The organism is Azospirillum rugosum, from assembly GCF_017876155.1.
GTDB lineage: Bacteria > Pseudomonadota > Alphaproteobacteria > Azospirillales > Azospirillaceae > Azospirillum > Azospirillum rugosum.
In genome coordinates, this window is sequence record NZ_JAGINP010000001.1 from 127505 (window position 1) to 149057 (window position 21553).

A 21553-nucleotide genomic window follows, 5' to 3' on the forward strand; every position below is an offset into this window, starting at 1 on the left:
CCCGTAACGACCCCTCACCCCAACCCCTCTCCCCCAAGGGGAGAGGGGCTTTTTCTATGCTGCTCAATGCATTGCCGCATCCGCGAGATGTGTGCATACCGTAGCGCCTTTGCGGGGATGACGGTGAAGAGCGGCGTCACACGTCGGTGACGCCGCTCTTCGGGATGCGGATCTCGCGGTGGACGGACATGCTCAGCAGCAGGCCGACGCCGACCATCAGCGTCATCATCGCCGACCCGCCGTAGGACACCAGCGGCAGCGGGATGCCGACGACCGGGATCAGCCCCATCACCATCGACACGTTGACCATGACGTACAGGAAGAACTGCGCCGTCAGGCCGACCGCCACGAGGCGGGCGAACTGGCTGCGGCAGCTGAGCGCGATCACCACGCCGTAGATCAGCAGCAGCAGGTACAGGGCCAGCAGGGTCAGCGCGCCGACCATGCCGAACTCCTCCGCCAGCACGACGAAGATGAAGTCGGTGTGCTTCTCCGGCAGGAACATCAGCTGGCTCTGCGAGCCGGCCATGAAGCCCTTGCCGAACAGCCCGCCGGAGCCCAGCGCGATCTTCGACTGGAGGATGTTGTAGCCGGCGCCGAGCGGATCGGTCTCCGGCTCCAGGAAGGTGTAGACGCGCTGCTTCTGGTAGTCGTGCAGGAATTCCCAGGCGATGGGGATGGCCGACAGGCCGCCGCCGATGACCAGCAGGAACTTCCAGATGCGCACCCCGGCCGCGAAGAAGACGGCACCGCTGCCCATGATCAGCAGGAGGGAGGTGCCGAGGTTCGGCTGCATCAGCACGAGCGCCACGGGCGTAAAGACCAGAAGCAGCGGCGGGATCAGCAGCAGCGGCCGCCCGATCTGGTCCAGCGAGACGCCGTGGAAATAGCGGGCGAGCGCCAGCGTCAGGGCCGGCTTCATCAACTCCGACGGCTGGAGCTGGAAGAATCCCAGGTCGATCCAGCGCTGCGCGCCCATGCCGATGCGTCCCATCAGCTCCACCGCGACCAGCAGCCCCAGCACCAGGACGAAGATCACGTAGGCGGACTTCATCAGGTACCGGATGTCGATCAGCGCGATGCCCAGCATCAGGACGAAGCCGGGGATGGAACGCACCAGCTGCGGCTGCGCCCAGGGCTTCCAGTTGCCGCCCGCGGCGGAATAGAGCAGCCCGACGCCGACCGAGGTGATCACGCAGACCAGGAACACGAGGCCCCAGTTGATCATGCGGAACTTGCTGCCGAGCGTGAGCTGCGGGCGCTGCGGGGCCAACCCGCCCGACCCGTGGTTCGAAAGGACCGCGACCATGTGAGACGTGCGTTGTATCGGGATGGCGGCACTCTGCGGCCCGCCTTGCGCGCCGGATACTGCACGAGCGATCGCGTCCGGTAAAGCCACCCGGTCATGCCGGCCAGGAAAAGGCACGGATAGCGGGGATTGTCGGGTTCAGCCCTCGTCTTCGACCAGCGTCACACCGATGTCGCGACGACCATGGAAGACGCGGATGATTTCCCGCGTTTCCGCATGGAACGCGATGACGAACGGAGGTTCGAGGACAAAGCGCAAGGGAAGGTGGTCGGGGACATCGGAACGGCGGTGACCTTGCGCGGCTCCCGAGGCAATGGCGGAAAAGCGGGCGATCAACCGCTTCCGCGTTCGGCGGGCGACCAGATCGCCCCACCGGCTTCGGCTGTCCACCAGCAGCAACACGACATCGCGGGCGGCCTTCGGTGACAGCCGGAACGCGGTCATAACCGCGTCTTGGCCGCTTGGGCGTCCTGCTCGTCGAAGGCGGCGTCGATCATGCGATCCAGCTCATCCGGGCTGACGGCACCCTCCGACGCCAAGGAAGCGAGGCCCTCTTCCAGCATCGCGACGAAGGTCTGGTGATCGAAGTCGAGTGGACAATCCGACGGCGAGGGGGCCGGAACGGAGCGACCATCGGGCATTGCGACCTCCATTAAGGTGCGGGCCTTAGGATAACGCACACCGGTGCGTGTGTCAGCATCCAGCGATCGACAGGACTGTGTCGTTACGCCGCGTAGCCTTTGATGAACAGGTTCACGGCGCCGTCGATGATGCGGTTCAGCTCCTGTTCCGACGGGCGGTCGGCGAGGCAGAGCATGTAGCGCAGATGGGTGTGCGACTTCACGAGGCCCACCAGCTGTTCGGCGGCGAGCTGCGGGTCGGGGATGGAGAGCTGCCCCTTGCGGTTGACCTCCACCATGTAGCCGACGATCTGCTCCATGGTCTTGGCAGGGCCGGCCTCGTAGAAGGCCTGGGCGAGTTCGGGGAAGCGGTGCGCCTCGCCGACCACGACGCGGTAACCGGCCATCGCCCGCGGCGACATCACGAGGTCGGCGAAATGGCGGGCGATCAGGCGCAGGCCGTCGGCGACGTCCAGCCGCTTGGCCTCCTCGCAGATGGCGACCAGCGTCTGTCCCTTGGACACGCAGGCGACCATGGCGCGGAACAGTTCGTCCTTGCTGCCGAAATGGGCGTAGAGGGTCGCCTTGGACACGTTGGCCATCTTGGCGACGGCGTCCATGCTGACCGCGCCATAGCCATGGTCCAGGAACAGCTTGCCGGCGGCGTCCAGGATCTGGGCCGGCTTCGACCCTGCTTCCGGGGTGGGGGCGACCAGCGTGTTCATGGCTTCCTCGCGTCCTGCCACAGTGCGGGCAACGTCACGATGCCGTACCGCGTTCCGCATCGAACCTCAATCCCTGCCGTTAAAACTAGACCGTTCAGTTCACTCTTGACAAGAGGTAGGCCGTCCTCCATGTTTCCGCAAGACTAAACTGAACGGTTCAGTTTGTGCGAGGCCCGAGGGAGGGCTTCCTGGACCGGAATGGGATGGACGGAAGACACATGGCCAAGGGCGTTCGGAAGATCGTTCTGTCGGGAGTCGCGGTGGCCGCCCTGGTGGGCGGCGGGTTCGGCGGCTGGCATTGGTGGACCGAAGGGCGGTTCATCGAGTCGACGGACAACGCCTATGTCCACAGCGACATCACCGTGGTCAGCCCGAAGGTCTCCGCCTATGTGCGGGAGGTCCGGGTGGCCGAGAACCAGCAGGTCGCCGCCGGCGATGTGCTCGCCGTGCTGGACGATCAGGACTTCACCGCCAAGGTCGCGGAGGCCGAGGCCAACGTCGCCGGGCAGAAGGCGGCGCTGGGCACCATCGCCAGCAAGCTGGAACTCCAGCGCGCGCTGATCGACCAAGCCGCGGCCTCGGTCGCCAGTGCGGAGGCGGAGCAGCGGCGCGCCCAGCAGGACTTCGACCGCACCCGCGCGCTCGCCAACGAAAGCTGGGCGAGCAAGCAGAAGTTTGAGACGGCCGACGCCGATCTGCGCAAGGCGGTGGCCGCGACCAACAAGGCCCGCGCCGCGCTGGACGCGGAAAAGGACCAGGTCGGCGTGCTGAACGCCAGCCGGGTGGAGACGGAGGCGCGCCTGCGCCAGGCCGAGGCGGCGCTGCAGACCGCGCGCAACGACCTTGCCAACACGGTGATCCGCGCGCCGGTGGACGGCGTCGTCGGCAACCGCGGCGTCCAGGTCGGCCAGTACGCGCGCCCCGGCGTGCAGCTGCTGTCGCTGGTGCCGCTGCCCGACGTCTATGTGGTCGCCAACTTCAAGGAGACGCAGCTCAGCCGCATGCGGCCGGGACAGGCGGTCACCGTGGAGATCGACGCCTACCCCGGCAAGCGGCTGGAGGGCAAGGTGGAGAGCTTCGCGCCGGCCTCGGGCTCGCAGTTCAGCCTGCTGCCGCCGGAGAACGCGACCGGCAACTTCACCAAGATCGTCCAGCGCGTGCCCGTGCGCATCGCCCTGCCGCACGACAACGCGCTGGCCGGCCTGCTGCGCCCCGGCCTGTCGGTCACCGCCGAGGTTGACACCCGCGGCTCAGGCGACGCCCCGCACGTCGCCGGGTCCGTGTTCGGTGCCGTGCGGCCCGGCCAGGCCGTCGCATCGAAGTAACCGCAGCAAAACTCTTTTCGTCCTGGAGAGGGCGACCATGACCGCCATCACCAACGACGACACGCCTTCCACCCGCAACGCCGTTCCCCCGACGGCCGCGGGTGGCGAGGCCGCCGCGCCCCGGCTTCCATCCCCCACCCCCGCGGGTCGGGACGCGGCGGCCCCTTCACAAGCGAATCCGCCTCCCGGTGCGGGAGCGTTCCGCAAGGTCACGGGCCGCGACTGGGCGGGATTCCTGTCCATGGTCGTCGGCATGTTCATGGCGATCCTGGACATCCAGATCGTCTCCAGCTCCCTGTCGGAGATCCAGGCGGGCCTCGCGGCCAGCGCCGACGAGATCTCGTGGGTGCAGACCTCCTACCTCATCGCCGAGGTGGTGATGATCCCGCTGTCCGGCATGCTGGCGCGGATCCTGTCCACCCGGGTGCTGTTCACCTTCGCCGCCGCCGGCTTTACGCTGACCAGCGTCGCCTGCGCCTTCACCTCCAGCATCGAATCGATGATCGTGTGGCGGGCGCTCCAGGGATTCATCGGCGGCGCCATGATCCCGACCGTCTTCGCCACCAGCTTCTCCCTGTTCCCGCCGGAAAAGCGGGCCGGCGTGTCGGTGATGATCGGGCTGGTCGCCACCATGGCGCCGACGCTGGGCCCCACGCTGGGCGGCTGGCTGACGCAGAGCTTCTCCTGGCACTGGCTGTTCCTGGCCAACGTCCTTCCGGGCATCGCCGTGACCTCGCTGGTCTGGACGTTGGTCGACGTGGACAAGCCGAACCCGGCGCTGCGCCGGGGCTTCGACTTCTTGGGCCTCGGCCTGATGGCCGCCTTCCTCGGCAGCCTGGAGTTCGTGGTGGAGGAGGGGCCGCGCCAGGACTGGTTCGAGGACGAGTATGTGGCGGCCTTCGCCGTCGTCGCGGCGGTGGCTTGCGTCGGCTTCTTCTGGCGGGTGCTGACCTACCGCAACCCGATCGTGGAGCTGCGCGCCTTCCTGGACCGCAACTTCGCCATCGGCTCGCTCTACAGCTTCATCATCGGCATCGGGCTGTATGGTGCCGTGTACCTGCAGCCGCTGTTCCTGGCGCGGGTGCGCGGCTTCAACAGCCTGCAGATCGGCACGATCATGTTCGTGACCGGCGCCTTCCAGTTCATGTCCGCCCCCATCGCCGGCGCCCTGTCGAAGAAGGTCGACCTGCGCGTCATGCTGGGGATGGGGCTGACGCTGTTCGGCACCGGCGTCTGGCTGAACGCGCAGCTGACCAACCAGTCCGGCTTCTGGGAGCTGTTCCTGCCGCAGGCGGTGCGCGGGCTGTCGCTGATGCTGTGTTTCATCCCCGTGAACACCATCGCGCTCGGCACACTGCCGCCGGAGCAGCTGAAGAACGCGTCCGGCCTCTACAACCTGATGCGCAACCTGGGCGGCGCCATCGGGTTGGCGGCGATCAACACGGTGCTGATCGACCGGCTGGCCCTGCACATGAACCGGCTGGGCGACAACCTGAACATGGCCCGCCCGCTGGTGCAGGACACCATCGACGGGCTGACCGCCAAGTTCGACGGCATGGTGCTCGACCCGCAGGGGGCGGCGATGAAGACGCTGGCCGGCATCGTGCAGCGCGAGGCACTGGTCCTGACCTTCAACGACTGCCTGCTGCTGATGGCCGGGGTGTTCTTCTCCGCCCTGCTGCTGATGCCGCTGGTCCGGCGGCCGGGCGGCAAGCCTGCTGCCGCGGATCATTGAACCTTCGCGGTTGCGAACACGCGCCACGGTGACCCGGGGCGCGTGTTCGTGCTATAGGGCGGGCCTTCGCAATCAAAGAACCGCCCCGCCGCCATGAGCAAGCGCCAGTACACCCGCGCCGAGGTCACGGAGCTGCTGTCCGCCCTGGAGCGGCAGTGCCGCGAGGCGTCGAAGCTTGCCCAGCGCGCCGAGCACGACGCCAGCAAGCACAGTTTCGGCGCCTACCGCGACTTCCGCGACAAGGTCGGGGAGTTCCAGGCGCTGGTCATCCTGATCGAGCAGCGGCTGCGCAACCTCGTGGACACGCGCTCCGACGACCTGCGCGACCAGTTCGAGCGGCTGGACACCGTCATGCTGGCCCTGCTGGTGCGCGCCAGCATGCGATTCTTCTTCGTGCTGTCGGCCAACCCGATCCTGCCCATGGGTGCGCGCGAGATCTTCGTGGCGGAGCTGCGCAGCCTGCACGACGCGCACGAGAAGCTGAAGCGGCCGAGCTACGCCGGCAAGCTGGGCACGGAGCTGGAGCGCGACCTGGAGACGGCCTCCCTGATCCTGGAGGAGATCATCGACAAGGCGCCGAGCCTGCTGAACTTCCGGGGTGGCGGCGGCGTCGTGTGAGTGCCATCGGTAAAGGGCGCTCATGAAAAACGGGCGGCCCCGCCGTTGCGGCGCCGCCCGGTGCAGTTTCGAGGTCTTGCCTCCTCCACGGGGCCGCTCCATGCAAGCGCGGCCCCGTGGATGACCCAAGAAAAACGACCTCTTGTTCCGATGAACGTGTCCGGAAGGCTTCTCATCCACGCGAAAAGGCGGTAACGCCCGCGACGACGCGCCACGACGGCGCCCGGCGCTGTTTCCAGCGGGACAGCGGCGGAGGAATTATGCGCGCGATTGGGATGGTGGCGGGAGTGGCGGCGCTGGCGGCGTTGCCGGGGGCGGCGGGGGCGGTGCCCTTCGACCGCACCTTCGTCTTCGGCGACAGCCTGTCCGACACCGGCCGCGTCTTTGAGCTGACGCAGGGCCTGATCCCGCAGAGCCCGCCCTATTTCGACGGCCGCTTCTCCAACGGCCCGATCTGGGTCGAGCGCTTCGCGCCGCTCGTCGGCGCCACGCCCAACCAGCAGAGCAACTACGCCTACGGCGGCGCGGAAACCGGGACGCTATCGCCATCCAACGTCCCCGGCGTGCTGGGGCAGGTCAGCCAGTTCGCCCTGACCGGGCCGGGCAACCGCGGCGGCGGCATCTTCACCGTCTGGGCGGGCGGCAACGACTATTTCAACGGCGTCAAGGCGGGGCAGGACCCGGCCCCGTTGATCGCGCAGACGGTGGGCAACATCTCCACGGCGGTGACGCGGCTGGCGGCGCTGGGCGGACGCACCTTCCTGGTGCCGAACCTGCCGGACCTCGGCAACATCCCCGACACGCGCGGCACCGACCGCGCGGCCCTGCTGAACCTCGTCACCGGGTCGCACAACGCGCAGCTCCAGCAGGCGATGAACGACCTGGAGACGCGGCTGGGCGTCAAGATCATCGTCGCCGACGTGAACGGGCTGTACCGGGCGGTGGCGGCCAACCCGGCCGCCTACGGCTTTACCAACGCGCTGACGCCCTGCATTTCCGGCAACAAGGCCACCGGCGCCTGCGCGACCGACGCGCAGGTCGACCAGACCGTCTATTGGGACGAGATCCACCCGACCCGCGCCGCGCACCTGCTGATCGCGCAATACATGCAGGGCGCCGTCCTGGCGCTGAACGACGCAGCGGAGACGGTGGCGATGCAACCGGAACTGGCCTTTGACATCTCACGCGGCTGGCACCGCGCGCTGCTCGGCTCCGTGACCGGCACGGCGCTGGGGACGGCGGCCGGATCGCGGGTGGAGAAGATGGGGGACGGGCCGCTGTCCGCCTTCCTGATCGGCGACGCCTCCTGGGGGCGGCTCGCCGGCAATTCGGAACAGGCGGGGTTCCGCTACGACACCCAGGTCGGCGGGGTCGGGGCGCAATACACGATCAACCCGTCGACGCGCGTCGGCCTGTCGGTCGGCGGCGCCCGCGGGCACGCGACCCTGGACAAGGGGGAAGGGGAGGTCGGCGTCACCAGCACCATCATCGGCCTGCACGCGATCACCGAGGCGCAGGGCTTCTCCCTCGCCATACTCGGCAGCGTCTCCTTCGACCATTACGGCGACATCGACCGCAACACGGGCTTCGCGGTCTTCCCGGTCGCGTCGGCGGAGACCGACGGACAGACCTATGGATTCTCGGTCGCCGGCGGCTACACCGCGCAGGTCGGGCGCTTCGCCGTCGGGCCGCGGCTCGGGCTGCGCTATCTCTACTCGGAGATCGACGGCTACGGCGAGACTGGGGCCGGGCCGCTGTCGCTGCGCACCGAGCGGCAGAGCGCCCGGTCGGTCGCCAGCAGCGTCGGGGCGGAGGCCTCCACGAGCTTCACCATCGGGCAGGCGGTGCTGGAGCCGAGCCTCGCGCTCGCCTGGGAGCACGAGTTCGCCGACGACCCGCGCACGGTGACGGTGATCCTTCCCGGCGGCGCCTCCAACAGCGTGAACCCCAGCGGCATCGGGCGCGACGCGCTGGTGGTCGGCGCCGGCCTGTCGGCCAACATCGGGCAGGCGGTGACCGCCGCCGTCGGCTATCGGGCGGAGCTGTCGGGCGCGGACGGCCACAACCACGCCTTCACCGCCCGCGTGGGCGTGCGGTTCTAGGCAGGACGCGCGTTCGTCCCGCGCCGCCGCATTTCTTTCGTGTGCCATCGGGTTTTCGTGCTGGCGTTGTTTTCACGCTCGTTGGACAATTGGCGGCGATGGGCATCCTCGCGGCCCGCCCGGCTGCACAAGAAAAACGGGAGGAGTTCTCATGTCCTACAAGCACATTCTCGTGCATCTCGATTCCGGTCCACAGGTGGAGAAGCGGCTCGACGCGGCCGTCGCGCTGGCCAAGCGGCATGGCGCCTTTCTGCGCGGCCTGTTCGCGCAGCCGGACCGCAACTCGACCAGCATCATCGCCCGCCGGTCGAGCGACCATCTGGACCAGTCCGCCACCGCCAGCGAGGAGATGTTCCGCGCCAAGCTGCAGGCCGCCGGCCTCCAGGGCCATTGGCACGCGCTGTCGCACGGCGAGTACAACCACGTGATCCGCGAGACGATCATCTGGTCGCGCTTCGCCGACATCACCGTGCTGGGCCAGTACGACCGCAGCGCCGGCGACGGCGCGGCGCCGGAGGAGCTGAACGAGCAGGTGGTGCTGAACTCCGGCCGTCCGGTGCTGGTGGTGCCCTACGCCGGCGTGTTCCCGACGATCGGCAAGCGCATCGCCGTCGCCTGGAACGCCGAGCGGGAGGCCGCCCGCGCGCTCGGCGACGCCATGCCGTTCCTGACGACGGCGAGCGAGGTGACCGTCATCACCGTGCTGACCCAGGCCGCGGCCGCCAACGTGTCCGACACCGAGCGCGTCGGCCTGCTGGAGCATCTGGCCCTGCACGGCGTGAAGGCGGAGCAGACGCACTTCACCGTGTCCGACATCGGCGCCATGGACGCGCTGCTTGCCCGGACCATGGACGCCGGCGCCGACCTGCTGGTGATGGGCGCGCACGGCCATTACGGCTTCCCCTTCCTGCACCGCGGCGGCGGCACCCGCCACGTCCTGCGCACCAGCCCGGTGCCGTTGCTGCTGTCGCACTGAGGCGGGGGCAATTTTTTACGGGGCAGAGCCCGGCCACGCGGCCCAAACGGCGTGACCGGGTTTTCGCTCCGCCGCTGGCGGGAACGCCGAACGACTGCTAGAGTTGAGCCATGGCTGGATCCCTTCCCCACACCCCTGCGCCCATTCCCCGACAACCCGGATCGGCGGAGAAGCGGTCCGCCGTCGCACTTGGGCGCGCGGAAATCGCCGCTGGCCGGCGTATTCCGTTGGAAGAGGTCGAGGCTTGGATCGAGTCCTGGGACACATCGGACGAGCGCCCCATTCCCGAACCTTCCCTGGTGTCTAAGCCGCGTCCCTGATGGCCCGCCGCGTGTTCTTGTCCCCGGCCGCGACGCGGGACCTTGGCATCATCCGAGCGTGGCTTGGTCAACCCGGCGCCGGCCCGCGGGCCAAGGAGCGGGCGAGACGGATCGCCCGCGTTTTGCGCTCCCTCGCCGAAAGGCCGTTTCTGGGCCATCCGGGCGACGAGCCGGGCACCCGGGAACTGGTGGTCGAACAGCACACGATCATCTATCAGGTCGAGAACGACACCGGACTGTTGCAGGAGGCGGGCGACGTCGACGTCCTGCGCGTCTGGATGCCGAGGCAAAATCGATCCTAGCGCTGCCTCGCCGCCCGCCTGTCCTGGAGACTGTGCATGAGCTGGCTTCGCGTCTTCCTGATCGTCTGTCCCGTCCTGGTCGCCGTCGTGCTGGTCGGTGCCTGGGCGGCGCAGGGGTTCGACACCTTCGGCCTCAGCCTTCAGGGGCTGCTGGCGATGATCGCCGGGGCGGTGCTGACCAGCGCCGTCGCCATCGGGCTGATGGCGCTGGTCTTCCTCAGCAACCGCAGCGGCCATGACGACGACATCGGGCGGCCCGATCCGCCGGATGGGCATGGGGGCGGACATGGTTGAAATCTCAACGATTCCGCGACTCAAAAAGGCCACGCCTTCCTCTTCCGTCTGATGTCCGGACGGACAGCGGAACGCCCGACTTCCCAACGCCGTTGCTAAGCCAACGAACGCGCCCCGGCCGTAACGCCGGGGATGCCGTGGCGCGCCATCGCGCTGCGGCCATCGGGCAACAACGGGAAGGGACGCAGGCGCCATGGACGAAAACCGCATCCGGCAGCGGGCTTACGAGATTTGGGAGCAGGAAGGGCGTCCGGAGGGCCGGCATGCGGAGAACTGGGAGCGGGCCTGCCGGGAACTCGGCAACGGCGACGCGGCGACCCAGGCAACGCCCCACCCGGAGGAAGCCATGGACGCCAACGTGGTGTCCGGGAGCGGGAACCTGGGGCGCGCCGCGGAAGGCATGATGGGGATCGAGAACGAACCGCAGGATGGCCGGCGAGGCGCGGAGGATCGCGCGCCCGGCGCCGCCGAGGAAGCCGGCGGCGGTGCCTGACCGTCCCCACGACGCTGACCCTTAGCCGAGGAGGTTCCATGCCACCCCGCCGCGATCCCGGTTCCTTCATGTGGTCGGAGGCCGTCGAGCTGCTCGACCGTGCCGAGCGGCTGCACCGCCAGTTCTTCCGCCCGGCGCCACCGGGCTCCCGCCGGGCCTGCTGGACCCCGCCGGTCGACGTCTACGAGACGGAGGACGCGGTGATGATCGTCGTGGCCCTTCCCGGCGTCGCGGCGGACCAGCTGGACATCGCCATCGAGGACGGGGTCCTGGTCGTCGCCGGCGAGCGGTCCCTGCCGCTCGGCCGGGATGGCATCATCCACCGGCTGGAAATCCCCCACGGCCGCTTCGAGCGGCGCATCGAACTGCCCGCCGGCGCTTTCCGCATGGGCCGACGCGACCTCGTCGCCGGCTGCCTGGTGCTGGCGCTTGACAAGATGGGTTGAAGGACAGACGCATGACGGACGACGACGCCACGGACCAAGCCACCGACGCGGCTGCCGACACCACCACCGATGCCGCCGCCGACAGCCTGCCGGAGGATGTGATTCCGGTCATCCCCGTGCGGAACCTCGTGCAGTTCCCGGGGGTCGTGCTGCCGGTGACGGTGGGCCGGGCGCGGTCGGTCGCCGCCGCGCAGGAGGCGGCGCGGCGCGAACGGGCGGTCGGCATCCTGCTCCAGCGCGACGAGGCGGTGGAGGAGCCGACCGGCGCCGACATGCACCGCATCGGCACCACCGCGAACATCCTGCGCTACGTCACCACGCCCGACGGGGCGCACCATCTGGTCTGCCAGGGCTTGCAGCGCTTCCGCGTGGTCGAGTGGGTGTCGGGCCATCCCTTCATGGCCGCCCGCGTCGAGATGGTTGAGGAGAGCGACACCAACTCGCCGGAGGTGAAGGCGCGCTTCCTGAACCTGCGCAACGAGGCGGTGGAGGCGCTCCAGCTGCTGCCCCAGGCCCCGCAGGAGCTGCTGGCCGCCGTGCAGGCGATCGAAAGCCCCGCCGAGCTGGCCGACATGACCGCCAGCTACATGGACTTGAAACCCGCCGAAAAGCAGGGGGTTCTGGAAACCGTCGACCTGCTGGAGCGGCTGGACAAGGTCGGCAGCCTGCTGGCCCAGCGCATCGAGGTGCTGCGCATCTCCCGCGACATCCGCGAGCGGACGCGGGAGGCCATGGACGAGCGGCAGCGGGAATTCCTGCTGCGCGAGCAGCTGCGCGCCATCCAGAAGGAACTGGGCGAGGCCGACGAGGGCCGGCAGGCGGAGATCGGGGAGCTTCAGGACGCCATCGTCAAGGCCGGCATGCCGCCCGACGTGCGCGAGCATGCGGAAAAGGAGCTGCGCCGGCTGGAGCGGATGCCGGAGGCCGCCCAGGAATACTCCATGGTGCGCACCTACCTGGACTGGCTGATCGAGATGCCCTGGGACCGCCTGTCGGAATCCAGCATCGACATCGCCGAGGCGCGGCGCATCCTGGACGAGGACCATTACGGGCTGGAGAAGGTCAAGCGCCGCATCCTGGAATTCCTGGCCGTCCGCAAGCTGAACCCGGAAGGGCGCAGCCCCATCCTGTGCTTCGTCGGGCCGCCGGGCGTCGGCAAGACCTCGCTCGGCCAGAGCATCGCGCGGGCAACGGGGCGGGCCTTCGCGCGGGTGTCGCTGGGCGGCGTTCATGACGAGAGCGAAATCCGCGGCCACCGCCGCACCTACGTCGGCGCGCTGCCCGGCAACATCGTGCAGGCGATCCGCAAGGCCGGCACGCGCGACTGCGTGCTGATGCTGGACGAGATGGACAAGCTGGGCCAGGGCTTCCACGGCGACCCGTCCGCGGCGCTGCTGGAGGTGCTGGATCCGGAGCAGAACGCCACGTTCCGCGACCATTACCTGGGCGTGGCCTTCGACCTGTCGAAGGTGATGTTCATCGCCACGGCCAACGTGCTGGACACCATCCCCGGCCCCTTGCGCGACCGCATGGAGCTGATCGAACTCAGCGGCTACACCGAGGACGAGAAGCTGGAGATCGCCAAGCGCTATCTCGTGAAGCGCCAGTTGGCGGCCAACGGGCTGAAGCCGGAGCAGCTGGAGATTCCCGACGACACGCTCCGCGCCATCATCCGCGACCACACGCGGGAGGCCGGGAACCGCAACCTGGAGCGCATGATCGGCGCCGTCGCGCGCCATGTCGCGGTGCGCATCGCGGAAGGGCAGGTGCAGAGCCTTCGCGTCGATCCGCCGATGCTGACCGAAATCCTCGGGCCGCCGCGGTTCGAGAACGACGTGGCGATGCGCACCAGCGTGCCCGGCGTGGCGACGGGGCTCGCCTGGACGCCGGTCGGCGGCGACATCCTGTTCATCGAGGCGAGCCGCTTCCCCGGCTCCGGCCGGCTGATCCTGACCGGACAGCTCGGCGACGTGATGAAGGAGAGCGCGCAGGCGGCACTCAGCCTCATCAAGTCGCGGGTGAAGGACCTCGGCCTCGACCCGGAGGGGCTGGACAAGTTCGACATCCACGTCCACGTCCCGGCGGGCGCCATCCCGAAGGACGGACCGTCCGCCGGTGTGGCGATGTTCACTGCGCTGGTGTCGCTGCTGTCCGGCCGCTGCGTGCGCGCCGACACGGCCATGACGGGGGAGATCAGCCTGCGCGGCCTCGTCCTGCCGGTCGGCGGCATCCGGGAGAAGGTGGTGGCCGCCCAGCGCGCCGGGCTGAAGACGGTGATGCTGCCGGCCCGCAACCGCAAGGACTATGACGACATCCCGGCCGCCGTGCGCGACCAGCTGAGCTTCGTCTGGCTGGAGCGGGTGGACGACGCGGTGCGCGCGGCGCTGGCCCCGGCGGAAGCCGAAACGCAGCGGAAGGTGGGATGAGCGGTCGCCGGCGCCGGTGATGATCGGTTGGTGACGATCGTTTAATGTGGGGCACCCTTGTCCCGAAGGGGGCGGGGACTCCACATGATGGGTAGCGCCCGAGAAGAGCGCGCACAGGAGACATCCGCATGACGCCCGAGGAACGCAACCTTCTGTCCGACCTGTTCAGGCACCTGCGCGAGGTGGAGAACCAGCCGCGCGACCAGGAGGCGGAACGCTTCATCCAGCAGATGGTCCAGTCCCAGCCCGCATCGTCCTATTACATGGCGCAGTCCGTCCTGGTGCAGCAGCAGGCGCTGACCGCCGCCCAGAAGCGGATCGAGGAGCTGGAGCAGCAGCTGAAGGACGCGCAGTCGCGCGCGCAGCCGCAAACGCAGCCGGCGGGCGGCGGCAGCTTCCTGTCCAACGCGCTCGGCCTCGGCCGCGGCAGCCCCTGGGGCAGCCGGTCGGAGGAACCGCGGGCGCCCGATCCCGCCTACAACCCGGTCCCGCCCTCCGGCGGCCGTGGCCCGTGGGGCGCTCCCCAGCCGGGCTATGGGCAGTCCGGCGGCTACGCCCCGCCCGGCTATCCGCCGCAGCCGGGCTACGCCCCGCAGGCCCAGGCCTTCGCGCCGCGCGGCGGCGGGTTCCTGAGCGGCGCCGCCCAGACCGCGGCCGGCGTCGCCGGCGGCATGCTGGCGGCGAGCGCCATCTCGTCGCTGCTCCATCACTCCCCGGGTCCCTTCGGCTCCGCCATGGCGGCGCCGACGGGAGGCCCCAGCGAGACGATCATCAACAACTACTACGGCGACTCGGCTGGCGATTCGGCCGGGCGCGACGACCAGCAGGGCTTCCTGCCCGACAACACCGCGCGGGACGTCGATTACCAGAACGACGACCCGGGGATGGATGACCCCGGCTTCGACGATGGCGGCGGTGGCGGCGACGACAATTGGGTGTGATGGAGTGGTTGCGCTGGGCCCCCTCCCAACCCTCCCCCATCTTCGACGGGGGAGGGCTTTGAGGGGCGTGCGGCGGAGTTCCCTCCCCTGCGAAGTGGGGGAGGGTTAGGGTGGGGGTCCAGCGCCGAGGACAAACCGTGACAAGAATGGGACCGGCGCAAAAGCCCGCCAAGGATTGGCAAGCATGCGCCGCCGCCCCGTCGTTCACAGTTAACATATCTTAAACAGTTCGGTCCCTACGGTGTTTTCGATACGGAGAGTATTCCCGCCCTCCCACGAAGACCCCGAGGCCCATGTCGACGCTCGCCCAACCATTGACGGAAGACGCCGCGCGCAAGGACAAGGCGACCGCCACCCAGATGTACCATGAGGTGGCGCGCATCATCGAACGGATGCATCGCCGGTTCCTGGATGTGCTGCGCATCGAATTGGGACGCATCGGCGTCGATGACATCAGCCCGGTGCAGGTCATGATGCTGCTGAACATCTCCAACGGGGAGATCAGCGTGCGCGACCTGATCGAGCGCGGCTACTATCTGGGCTCCAACGCGTCCTACAATCTGAAGCAGCTGGTGGACACCGGCTATGTGGACCGCACCGCCTCGCCGCGCGACAAGCGGGCCGCCCGGCTGAAGCTGTCCACCAAGGGCATCGAGCTGTGCGAACGGCTGCGCCACATGGCGTCGGTCCATTCCGAAGGGCTGATCCGCACCGACGGCGACACCCAGGACTTCGAGGTCACCTACCGCACCCTGCGCCGGCTGGAGCGCAAGTGGACGGACGTCATCCGCTCCGACGAAACCGAGATCCTGTAACGCGCATTGACCTCCCTCAGTGCGGGCGCCGTTTCGCCGTGCGACGGTGGCGCGCCCGCAGCAGGAGAGGTCGCGCATGAGGATCGCCGTCGGCACGCAGGATTACCGCAGCATCGCCACCCACGGCGGTCGCACCCGCCGCTTCCTGGTGTACGAGGCGGAGGCCGGCCGCGACCCGGTGGAGGTCAAGCGCATCGAGCTGGCCGAGGACGAGGTGCTTCACCTCGCCGGCGACGGCCGCCCCCACCCGATCGACGAGGTCGCGGTCGTCATCACCGGAAGCTCCGGCCAGGGCTTCATCAAGCACATGCGCCGCCGCGGCATCGAGCCGGTGACCACCACCGAGACCGATCCCGTGCAGGCGATTCGCGACCACCTCGCGGGCGTGGTGAAGACGGCGCCGGAGCCCGAATTCCCCCATGAGCATCATGACCATGGGCATGAGCACGCCCATGGCCCGTCGGAGGGCTGACGGTTAGACCGGGAAGGACACGCTGGCGGTCGTGCCGGTGGCGTCGCTCTCGGTGTTGAGCGTGTCGCCCAGCTGCGCGGCCAGCGCTTCGGCCAGCATCAGGCCATCCTCGGCGGTGGTGTCGAATCCGGCGGGCAGGGCGCGCCCATTGTCCTCCACGATCAGCCGCGCGCGCCCGTTGGCCTCCTGCGAGATGGACACGTTGATCCAGCCCTGCTCCGGATAGGCGTGGTGCAGGCTGTTGGTGATCAGCTCCGCCGTGATCAGGCCCAGCGGCATCGCCTCGTACAGGCCGATCTGGATGGGGTCGCTCTTCACCTCGATGGGCACGTTGGCAAGCCCGCCGGGCGTGCCGTGCTTCACCGCGTCGGCCAGCGCCTCGACGTAGCGGCCGAGGTCCACATGCGTTCCCGTGCCCGATTCATGGAGCTGCCGGTAGAGGATGGCCAGCGCCTCGATTCGGACGAGCGTCTGTTCGTAGGCGGCGCGGGCGTCCGGGTCGCGGATGCGGCCGGTCTGCAACTTCAGCAGGCTAATCACCAACTGAAGGCTGTTCTTCGCGCGATGCTGCAACTCGCGCAGCTCGGATTCCAGCTCCCGGATCCGCGCGGCGAGCGGATCGTCCGGCGCTTCCGGACCGGTGGCGGGGCGATCCGGTGGCAGGGCGACCGGCTGGTACCGGGGATGAATGAGCATTACGCGCTTCTCGGTTGGAGCCAGTGACGTTTTTCTTGGGTCCACAACAATTTATGCGCTTCGACCCACTCTCGAATTGGTTCTGAGGAAGTACCCCGGGCCGCATAGTCCGATCGTTCGAAGGGGGCCGGCCGTACAGGTGATGCGGCCCGCGGGTTACAGTCGCCCGGATGGACGGGCGGCCAGCTAAGTCGTGGCACGACGGAAAAGGCGTTTGCAGCCGCCGCCGCCCGTGGTTGAGTGCCGGCCATGCGAAAGCGTCTCCTCCTTGCTTCGTGCCTTGCGGCCCTGGCGATCGCCGGCGGCTGCGCGGTGCTGGCGGACAGCGGCCGTGGGCCGTCCGCCCCATCCCATCCCGTCCGCCTCGATCCGGAGCGCCCGGCCGTCGCCGAGGTCGGCGCGCTGAAGTTCCGCGGCGCCCTGGAACTGTCCGACAACGCCGTCCACGGCGGGCTGTCGGGCCTGTGGGTCAGCCCGGACGGCGGCCGTTTCCTGGCGGTCAGCGACACCGGCCGGACCGTCGGTGGACGTCTGTCCTATGACGGCGCCGGGTACCTGGCGGCGGCCTCCGACATCGCCGTCCATGCCCTGCCGCTAGACGACGACCCCGCCTATCGCGGGCGTCGCAACGACTCGGAGGAGATCGCGCGCCTGCCGAACGGCGCCTGGCTGGTGTCCTTCGAGCGCAACCACCGCATCCTGCGCTATGCCGGCGGGCCCGGCCATCCCGACGGCGCGCCGGCGCGGCTGCCGACTCCGCCGGGGCTGGAGGACGCGCCGCCCAACGGCGGGATCGAGGCGCTGACGGCGCTGCCGAACGGCGGCCTGCTCGCCATCGAGGAAGGAGACGACGACGGGGTGCGCGAACGTCCGGCCTGGCTGGGCGACGCGCGAATCGCCTCGCGCGCCGATTGGCACCGGCTGACCTACCGCGCGGCCCCGCGCTTCCGCCCGACGGGGGCGGCGGCGCTGCCGGACGGAAGCGTGCTCGTGCTGGAACGCCGGGTGTCCCTGCTGGGCGGATGGGCGGCGCGGATCGTCCATGTGCCGGCCGAATCGCTGCGGCCCGGCGCCATCGTGGAGGGCGTCGAGCTTGCGCGGTTGGAGCCGCCGCTGCTGGTGGACAATTTCGAAGGGATCGCGGTGCGGCCGGGTGCGGCGGGCGAAACGCTGGTCTACATCGTGTCCGACGACAACCGGAGCCCGCTGCAGCGGACCTATCTCGCGATGTTCAGCCTTCCGGACTCGGCCCTGCGGCCGACCGTGGCGCGGCGCTGAGCCCGGTTGGGGCAGCGCCGCGCGGTCGAGACTTACAGGTTGTCGTAAAGGTTGTTCGGCGCCTGGGCGCCGTGGTCGTTGGTGCTCATGCCGCCCGTGTTCATCATCGGGTCGCGGTGGTGATGGATGCGGGCGATGCTGGGGGCGAGGTCCTGCAGCTCGATGAAGTTGTCGGCTTGGCGGCGCAGCTCGTCGGCGACCATCGGCGGCTGGGAGCGCACGGTGCTGATCACGCTGACGCGCACGCCCTTGCGCTGCACCGCCTCCACCAGCCGGCGGAAGTCGCCGTCGCCGGAGAAGAGCAGGATGTGGTCGACATGCTCGGCCATCTCCATCACGTCGATGGCCAGCTCGATGTCCATGTTGCCCTTGATCTTGCGGCGGCCGGACGCGTCGGTGAATTCCTTGGTCGGCTTGGTCACCATGGTGTAGCCGTTGTAGTCGAGCCAGTCGACCAGCGGCCGAATCGGCGAATATTCCTGGTCTTCCACAAGCGCGGTGTAATAGAAGGCCCGGACAAGCCGCCCTTCGGAGGCGAATCCGTCGCGCAGCCGTTTGTAATCGATGTCGAAGCCCAGGGCGCGCGCGGCGGCGTACAAGTTGGCGCCGTCGATGAACATCGCCAGCCGTTCTTCCTTATAAAACAGCTTCGTAACATCCTTCGGCAAAGTCGTATTGCGCTCCAATGTCGTATTCCTTCCACAAGGGATTGTATTATATTGCCGGCACACGCCAAAATGCGTTTCACCTAACTAGAAATTAGGGCTTGGCCTTCTTCGGAGCAAGGGGTTGTCGGTGGAGGCAATGATGCGGGCGGAGTGATGCGGGAGGATTACGGCGGCGGGGCCGAACATGGCTCGAACCGCTTGCGCCCGCGCGGAGGCATCAATATATTCAACTGCCTTCAGAAGATGCCGGAGTTGGTTTGGTATGGCCCGCGTTACCGTCGAAGATTGCGTCCTCAAGGTCCCCAACCGGTTCGAACTGGTGATGATGGCCGCCCAGCGCGCGCGCGAAATCGCGTCCGGCGCGCCGCTGTCGATCGACCGCGACAACGACAAGAACCCCGTCGTTGCCCTGCGCGAGATCGCGGACGAGACGGTGTCGCTGGAGTTCCTGAAGAACGCCCTGATCAAGGGCCACCAGAAGCACGTCGAGCCGGACGAGCCCGAGGAGGAGATCGTCGAGCTGATGGCCGGCGAGCACGACTGGGCCGCGCGCAGCGACAACTCCCTGGACGACGACGACGCGATGAGCGACGCCGAGGAGGTTGGCGAGGGCGAGGACATGCTGTCCGACATGGAGGCCGACCCCGAAGCGGCCTTCGGCATGACGGAGGACGACGTCGTCGGCCGCGACGCGGACGGAGACCTCTGACGCTGGACGCTCTCCATGGATCGGGGGCCGCAAGGCCCCCTTTCAGTCTACACGCTAGCAAGGCGCACGCTGCGCCGGGTCCGGTGACATGATCCGGCAATATGAGCTTGTCGAGCGCGTCAAGGCGTACGACCCCTCGGCCGACGAGGATCTGCTCAACCGCGCTTACGTCTTCTCCATGAAGGCGCACGGGTCGCAGACCCGCGCCTCGGGCGACCCCTACTTCCTCCACCCGCTGGAGGTCGCCGGCATCCTGACGCAGCTGAAGCTGGACGCCGGGACCATCGCGACCGCGCTGCTGCACGACACGGTCGAGGACACGGTCGCGACGCTGGAGGACATCGAGAAGCTCTTCGGCAAGGAGATCGCGCGGCTGGTCGACGGCGTGACCAAGCTGTCGCGCCTGGAGCTGCACAGCGAACAGGCCAAGCAGGCCGAGAATTTCCGCAAGCTGGTCCTGGCCATGTCGGAGGACATCCGCGTCCTCCTGGTGAAGCTGGCCGACCGGCTGCACAACATGCGCACGCTGTTCCACCTGAAGAACCCGGACAAGCGCAAGCGCATCGCCCGCGAAACCATCGAAATCTACGCCCCGCTGGCCGAGCGCATCGGCATGCACCAGGTCAAGGACGAGCTGGAAGATCTGGCCTTCGCGGAGCTGAACCCCGACGCGCGCGACAGCATCCTGGCGCAGCTCGCCCGCCTGCGCTCGGAAGGCGAGAACCGCGTCCAGCGCATCATCGACGAACTGCGCGAGCGGCTGGCGGAGGAGGGGCTGCCCAACGTCGCCATCTCCGGCCGCGAGAAGACCGCCTATTCGATCTGGCGCAAGCTCCAGCGCAAGAACGTCAGCTTCGAGCAGCTGTCGGACATCATGGCCTTCCGCGTCATGGTCGATTCGGTGGCGGAGTGCTACCAGGCGCTGGGCATCATCCACGCCCACTATCCGGTCGTGCCGGGGCGCTTCAAGGACTACATCTCCACGCCCAAGCCCAACGGCTACCGCTCGCTGCACACCGGCGTGATCGGTCCGGAGCGCAACCGGATCGAGGTGCAGATCCGCACCCGCGACATGCACGAGATCTGCGAACTCGGCGTCGCCGCGCACTGGGCCTACAAGCAGGGCGAGCAGCGCACCCAGCAGGGGCGCGAGTACCGTTGGCTGCGCGAGCTGCTGGACATCCTGGAGCACGCGCAGAAGCCCGAGGAGTTCCTGGAGCACACCAAGCTGGAGCTGTTCCAGGACCAGGTCTTCTGCTTCACGCCCAAGGGCGACCTGATCGCGCTGCCGCGCGGGGCCACCCCGGTGGACTTCGCCTACGCCGTGCACTCGGAGGTCGGCGACCACTGCGTCGGCGCCAAGATCAACGGCCGCATGCTGCCGCTGCGCACGCAACTGCAGAACGGCGACCAGGTCGACATCATCACCTCGAAGGCGCAGACGCCGGTTCCGGGGTGGGAGCGCTTCGTCGTCACCGGCAAGGCGCGGGCGCGCATCCGCAAGTTCCTGCGCACCCAGCAGCGCGCCCAGTACATCGAACTCGGCCGCGCCATCCTGCAGCGCCAGTTCAAGGCGGAAGGCTACGAGTTCTCGGAAAAGGCGCTGGACGGCGTCGTCAAGATCTTCCAGCAGCCGAGCGCCGACGACCTTCTGGCCAGCGTCGGCTCCGGCCTGCATTCGGGCCGCGAGGTCTTCCACGCCGTCTTCCCCGGCCACAAGCCGCACGTCGCCACGCCGAAGGAAGGCGACGAGAAGAACGCCATCTCGGTGCCGAAGCCCAAGCCGAAGGTCAAGGGCAACAACGCGCCGCTGCCGATCAAGGGCCTGATCCCCGGCATGGCCGTGCACTACGCCCGCTGCTGCCACCCGCTGCCGGGCGACCGCATCGTCGGCATCGTGACCACGGGCAAGGGCGTCACCATCCACACCATCGACTGCGAGACGCTGGAAAGCTTCCACGAGTCGCCGGAGCGCTGGATCGACGTCGCCTGGGACATCGGCCCCGACAACCCGGAGGAGCATGTCGGCCGCATCACGCTGGTGGTCGCCAACGAGCCGGGCTCGCTCGGCACGCTCTCGACGGTGATCGGCAAGAACGGCGGCAACATCACGAACCTGAAGATCACCAGCCGCAACACCGACTTCTTCGAGCTGCTGATCGACATCGACGTGAAGGACGCCAAGCACCTGACCAACATCATGGCGGCGCTGCGCGCGACCCCGGCGATCAACTCCGTGGACCGCGCGCGGGGGCGGTGAGGGCGCTATACTCCCGAAAATCG

22 protein-coding genes are annotated in these 21553 nt (G+C 68.5%); 16 read left to right on the plus strand and 6 right to left on the minus strand.

The features are described 5' to 3' along the window. Nucleotides 1–136: 136 nt before the first annotated feature. The 4 genes from rodA to J2851_RS00600 all read right to left on the minus strand — a co-directional run bounded on the left by rodA (nt 137) and on the right by J2851_RS00600 (nt 2654). Nucleotides 137–1309, minus strand: coding sequence for a rod shape-determining protein RodA (gene rodA, locus J2851_RS00585; RefSeq protein WP_209762325.1), 1173 nt, complete (start codon nt 1307–1309; stop codon nt 137–139). A 138-nt stretch (nt 1310–1447) separates the two neighbouring features. Next, nucleotides 1448–1753: a type II toxin-antitoxin system RelE/ParE family toxin gene (locus tag J2851_RS00590; protein WP_209762328.1), complete on the minus strand. Its 306-nt coding sequence runs from the start codon at nt 1751–1753 to the stop codon at nt 1448–1450. Further along, the gene (locus J2851_RS00595) at nt 1750–1950 is read right to left on the minus strand and encodes a hypothetical protein (RefSeq protein WP_209762331.1); all 201 of its coding nucleotides are present in this window, start codon (nt 1948–1950) and stop codon (nt 1750–1752) included. Before J2851_RS00595 ends, J2851_RS00590 begins: the two co-directional genes overlap by 4 nt. Nucleotides 1951–2033: 83 nt before the next feature. Then, entirely contained in the window at nt 2034–2654 is a 621-nt protein-coding gene (locus J2851_RS00600; protein ID WP_209762334.1) for a TetR/AcrR family transcriptional regulator, read from the minus strand. A gap of 218 nt (nt 2655–2872) precedes the next feature. Between J2851_RS00600 and J2851_RS00605 the strand changes: the two genes are divergently transcribed. The 13 genes from J2851_RS00605 (at nt 2873) to J2851_RS00665 (ending at nt 15919) form a co-directional block, all read left to right on the plus strand. After that, nucleotides 2873–3979: an HlyD family secretion protein gene (locus J2851_RS00605; RefSeq protein WP_209762337.1), complete on the plus strand. Its 1107-nt coding sequence runs from the start codon at nt 2873–2875 to the stop codon at nt 3977–3979. Between the two features lie 37 nt (nt 3980–4016). Next, nucleotides 4017–5714 (plus strand): DHA2 family efflux MFS transporter permease subunit, encoded by a 1698-nt coding sequence (locus J2851_RS00610; RefSeq protein ID WP_246500325.1) that lies wholly within the window; start codon nt 4017–4019, stop codon nt 5712–5714. Between the two features lie 93 nt (nt 5715–5807). After that, nucleotides 5808–6332, plus strand: coding sequence for a hypothetical protein (locus tag J2851_RS00615; RefSeq protein WP_209762340.1), 525 nt, complete (start codon nt 5808–5810; stop codon nt 6330–6332). A 260-nt stretch (nt 6333–6592) separates the two neighbouring features. Next, complete coding sequence (locus J2851_RS00620) at nt 6593–8434, plus strand: autotransporter domain-containing protein (RefSeq protein WP_209762343.1); 1842 nt, start codon at nt 6593–6595, stop codon at nt 8432–8434. A gap of 151 nt (nt 8435–8585) precedes the next feature. Then, nucleotides 8586–9410: a universal stress protein gene (locus tag J2851_RS00625; RefSeq protein WP_209762346.1), complete on the plus strand. Its 825-nt coding sequence runs from the start codon at nt 8586–8588 to the stop codon at nt 9408–9410. A gap of 319 nt (nt 9411–9729) precedes the next feature. Beyond that, a complete protein-coding gene (locus J2851_RS00630) occupies nt 9730–10032 on the plus strand; it encodes a type II toxin-antitoxin system RelE/ParE family toxin (RefSeq protein ID WP_209762349.1) in 303 nt (100 codons plus the stop codon). Nucleotides 10033–10068: 36 nt separating this feature from the next. After that, a complete protein-coding gene (locus J2851_RS00635; protein ID WP_209762352.1) occupies nt 10069–10326 on the plus strand; it encodes a hypothetical protein in 258 nt (85 codons plus the stop codon). A gap of 193 nt (nt 10327–10519) precedes the next feature. Beyond that, nucleotides 10520–10819, plus strand: coding sequence for a DUF2934 domain-containing protein (locus tag J2851_RS35480; protein WP_246500326.1), 300 nt, complete (start codon nt 10520–10522; stop codon nt 10817–10819). A 38-nt stretch (nt 10820–10857) separates the two neighbouring features. Further along, the gene (locus tag J2851_RS00645; RefSeq protein ID WP_209762355.1) at nt 10858–11265 is read left to right on the plus strand and encodes an Hsp20/alpha crystallin family protein; all 408 of its coding nucleotides are present in this window, start codon (nt 10858–10860) and stop codon (nt 11263–11265) included. Between the two features lie 11 nt (nt 11266–11276). Beyond that, nucleotides 11277–13691, plus strand: a complete 2415-nt coding sequence (gene lon / locus J2851_RS00650) for an endopeptidase La (RefSeq protein ID WP_246500327.1) — start codon at nt 11277–11279, stop codon at nt 13689–13691. 128 nt (nt 13692–13819) lie between these two features. After that, nucleotides 13820–14632: a DUF2076 domain-containing protein gene (locus tag J2851_RS00655; protein ID WP_209762360.1), complete on the plus strand. Its 813-nt coding sequence runs from the start codon at nt 13820–13822 to the stop codon at nt 14630–14632. 293 nt (nt 14633–14925) lie between these two features. Next, nucleotides 14926–15447 carry a MarR family transcriptional regulator gene (locus J2851_RS00660; RefSeq protein WP_209762363.1) on the plus strand — a complete coding sequence of 174 codons (522 nt, stop codon included), beginning with the start codon at nt 14926–14928 and terminating at the stop codon, nt 15445–15447. 76 nt (nt 15448–15523) lie between these two features. Beyond that, nucleotides 15524–15919: a NifB/NifX family molybdenum-iron cluster-binding protein gene (locus J2851_RS00665; RefSeq protein WP_209762366.1), complete on the plus strand. Its 396-nt coding sequence runs from the start codon at nt 15524–15526 to the stop codon at nt 15917–15919. A gap of 3 nt (nt 15920–15922) precedes the next feature. On the opposite strand, the gene J2851_RS00670 is transcribed toward J2851_RS00665, so the two are convergent. Next, on the minus strand, nt 15923–16615 hold the full coding sequence (locus J2851_RS00670) for a sensor histidine kinase (protein WP_209762369.1): 693 nt from the start codon (nt 16613–16615) through the stop codon (nt 15923–15925). Nucleotides 16616–16864: 249 nt separating this feature from the next. Between J2851_RS00670 and J2851_RS00675 the strand changes: the two genes are divergently transcribed. Continuing rightward, a complete protein-coding gene (locus J2851_RS00675) occupies nt 16865–17893 on the plus strand; it encodes an esterase-like activity of phytase family protein (RefSeq protein ID WP_209762372.1) in 1029 nt (342 codons plus the stop codon). A gap of 32 nt (nt 17894–17925) precedes the next feature. Here J2851_RS00675 and J2851_RS00680 read toward each other — a convergent pair whose 3' ends face one another. Next, nucleotides 17926–18513 (minus strand): LabA-like NYN domain-containing protein, encoded by a 588-nt coding sequence (locus J2851_RS00680; RefSeq protein ID WP_246500328.1) that lies wholly within the window; start codon nt 18511–18513, stop codon nt 17926–17928. 310 nt (nt 18514–18823) lie between these two features. Between J2851_RS00680 and rpoZ the strand changes: the two genes are divergently transcribed. Continuing rightward, nucleotides 18824–19270 carry a DNA-directed RNA polymerase subunit omega gene (gene rpoZ, locus J2851_RS00685; RefSeq protein WP_209762375.1) on the plus strand — a complete coding sequence of 149 codons (447 nt, stop codon included), beginning with the start codon at nt 18824–18826 and terminating at the stop codon, nt 19268–19270. A gap of 88 nt (nt 19271–19358) precedes the next feature. Continuing rightward, on the plus strand, nt 19359–21530 hold the full coding sequence (locus J2851_RS00690; RefSeq protein ID WP_209762378.1) for a RelA/SpoT family protein: 2172 nt from the start codon (nt 19359–19361) through the stop codon (nt 21528–21530). Nucleotides 21531–21553 lie beyond the last annotated feature (23 nt).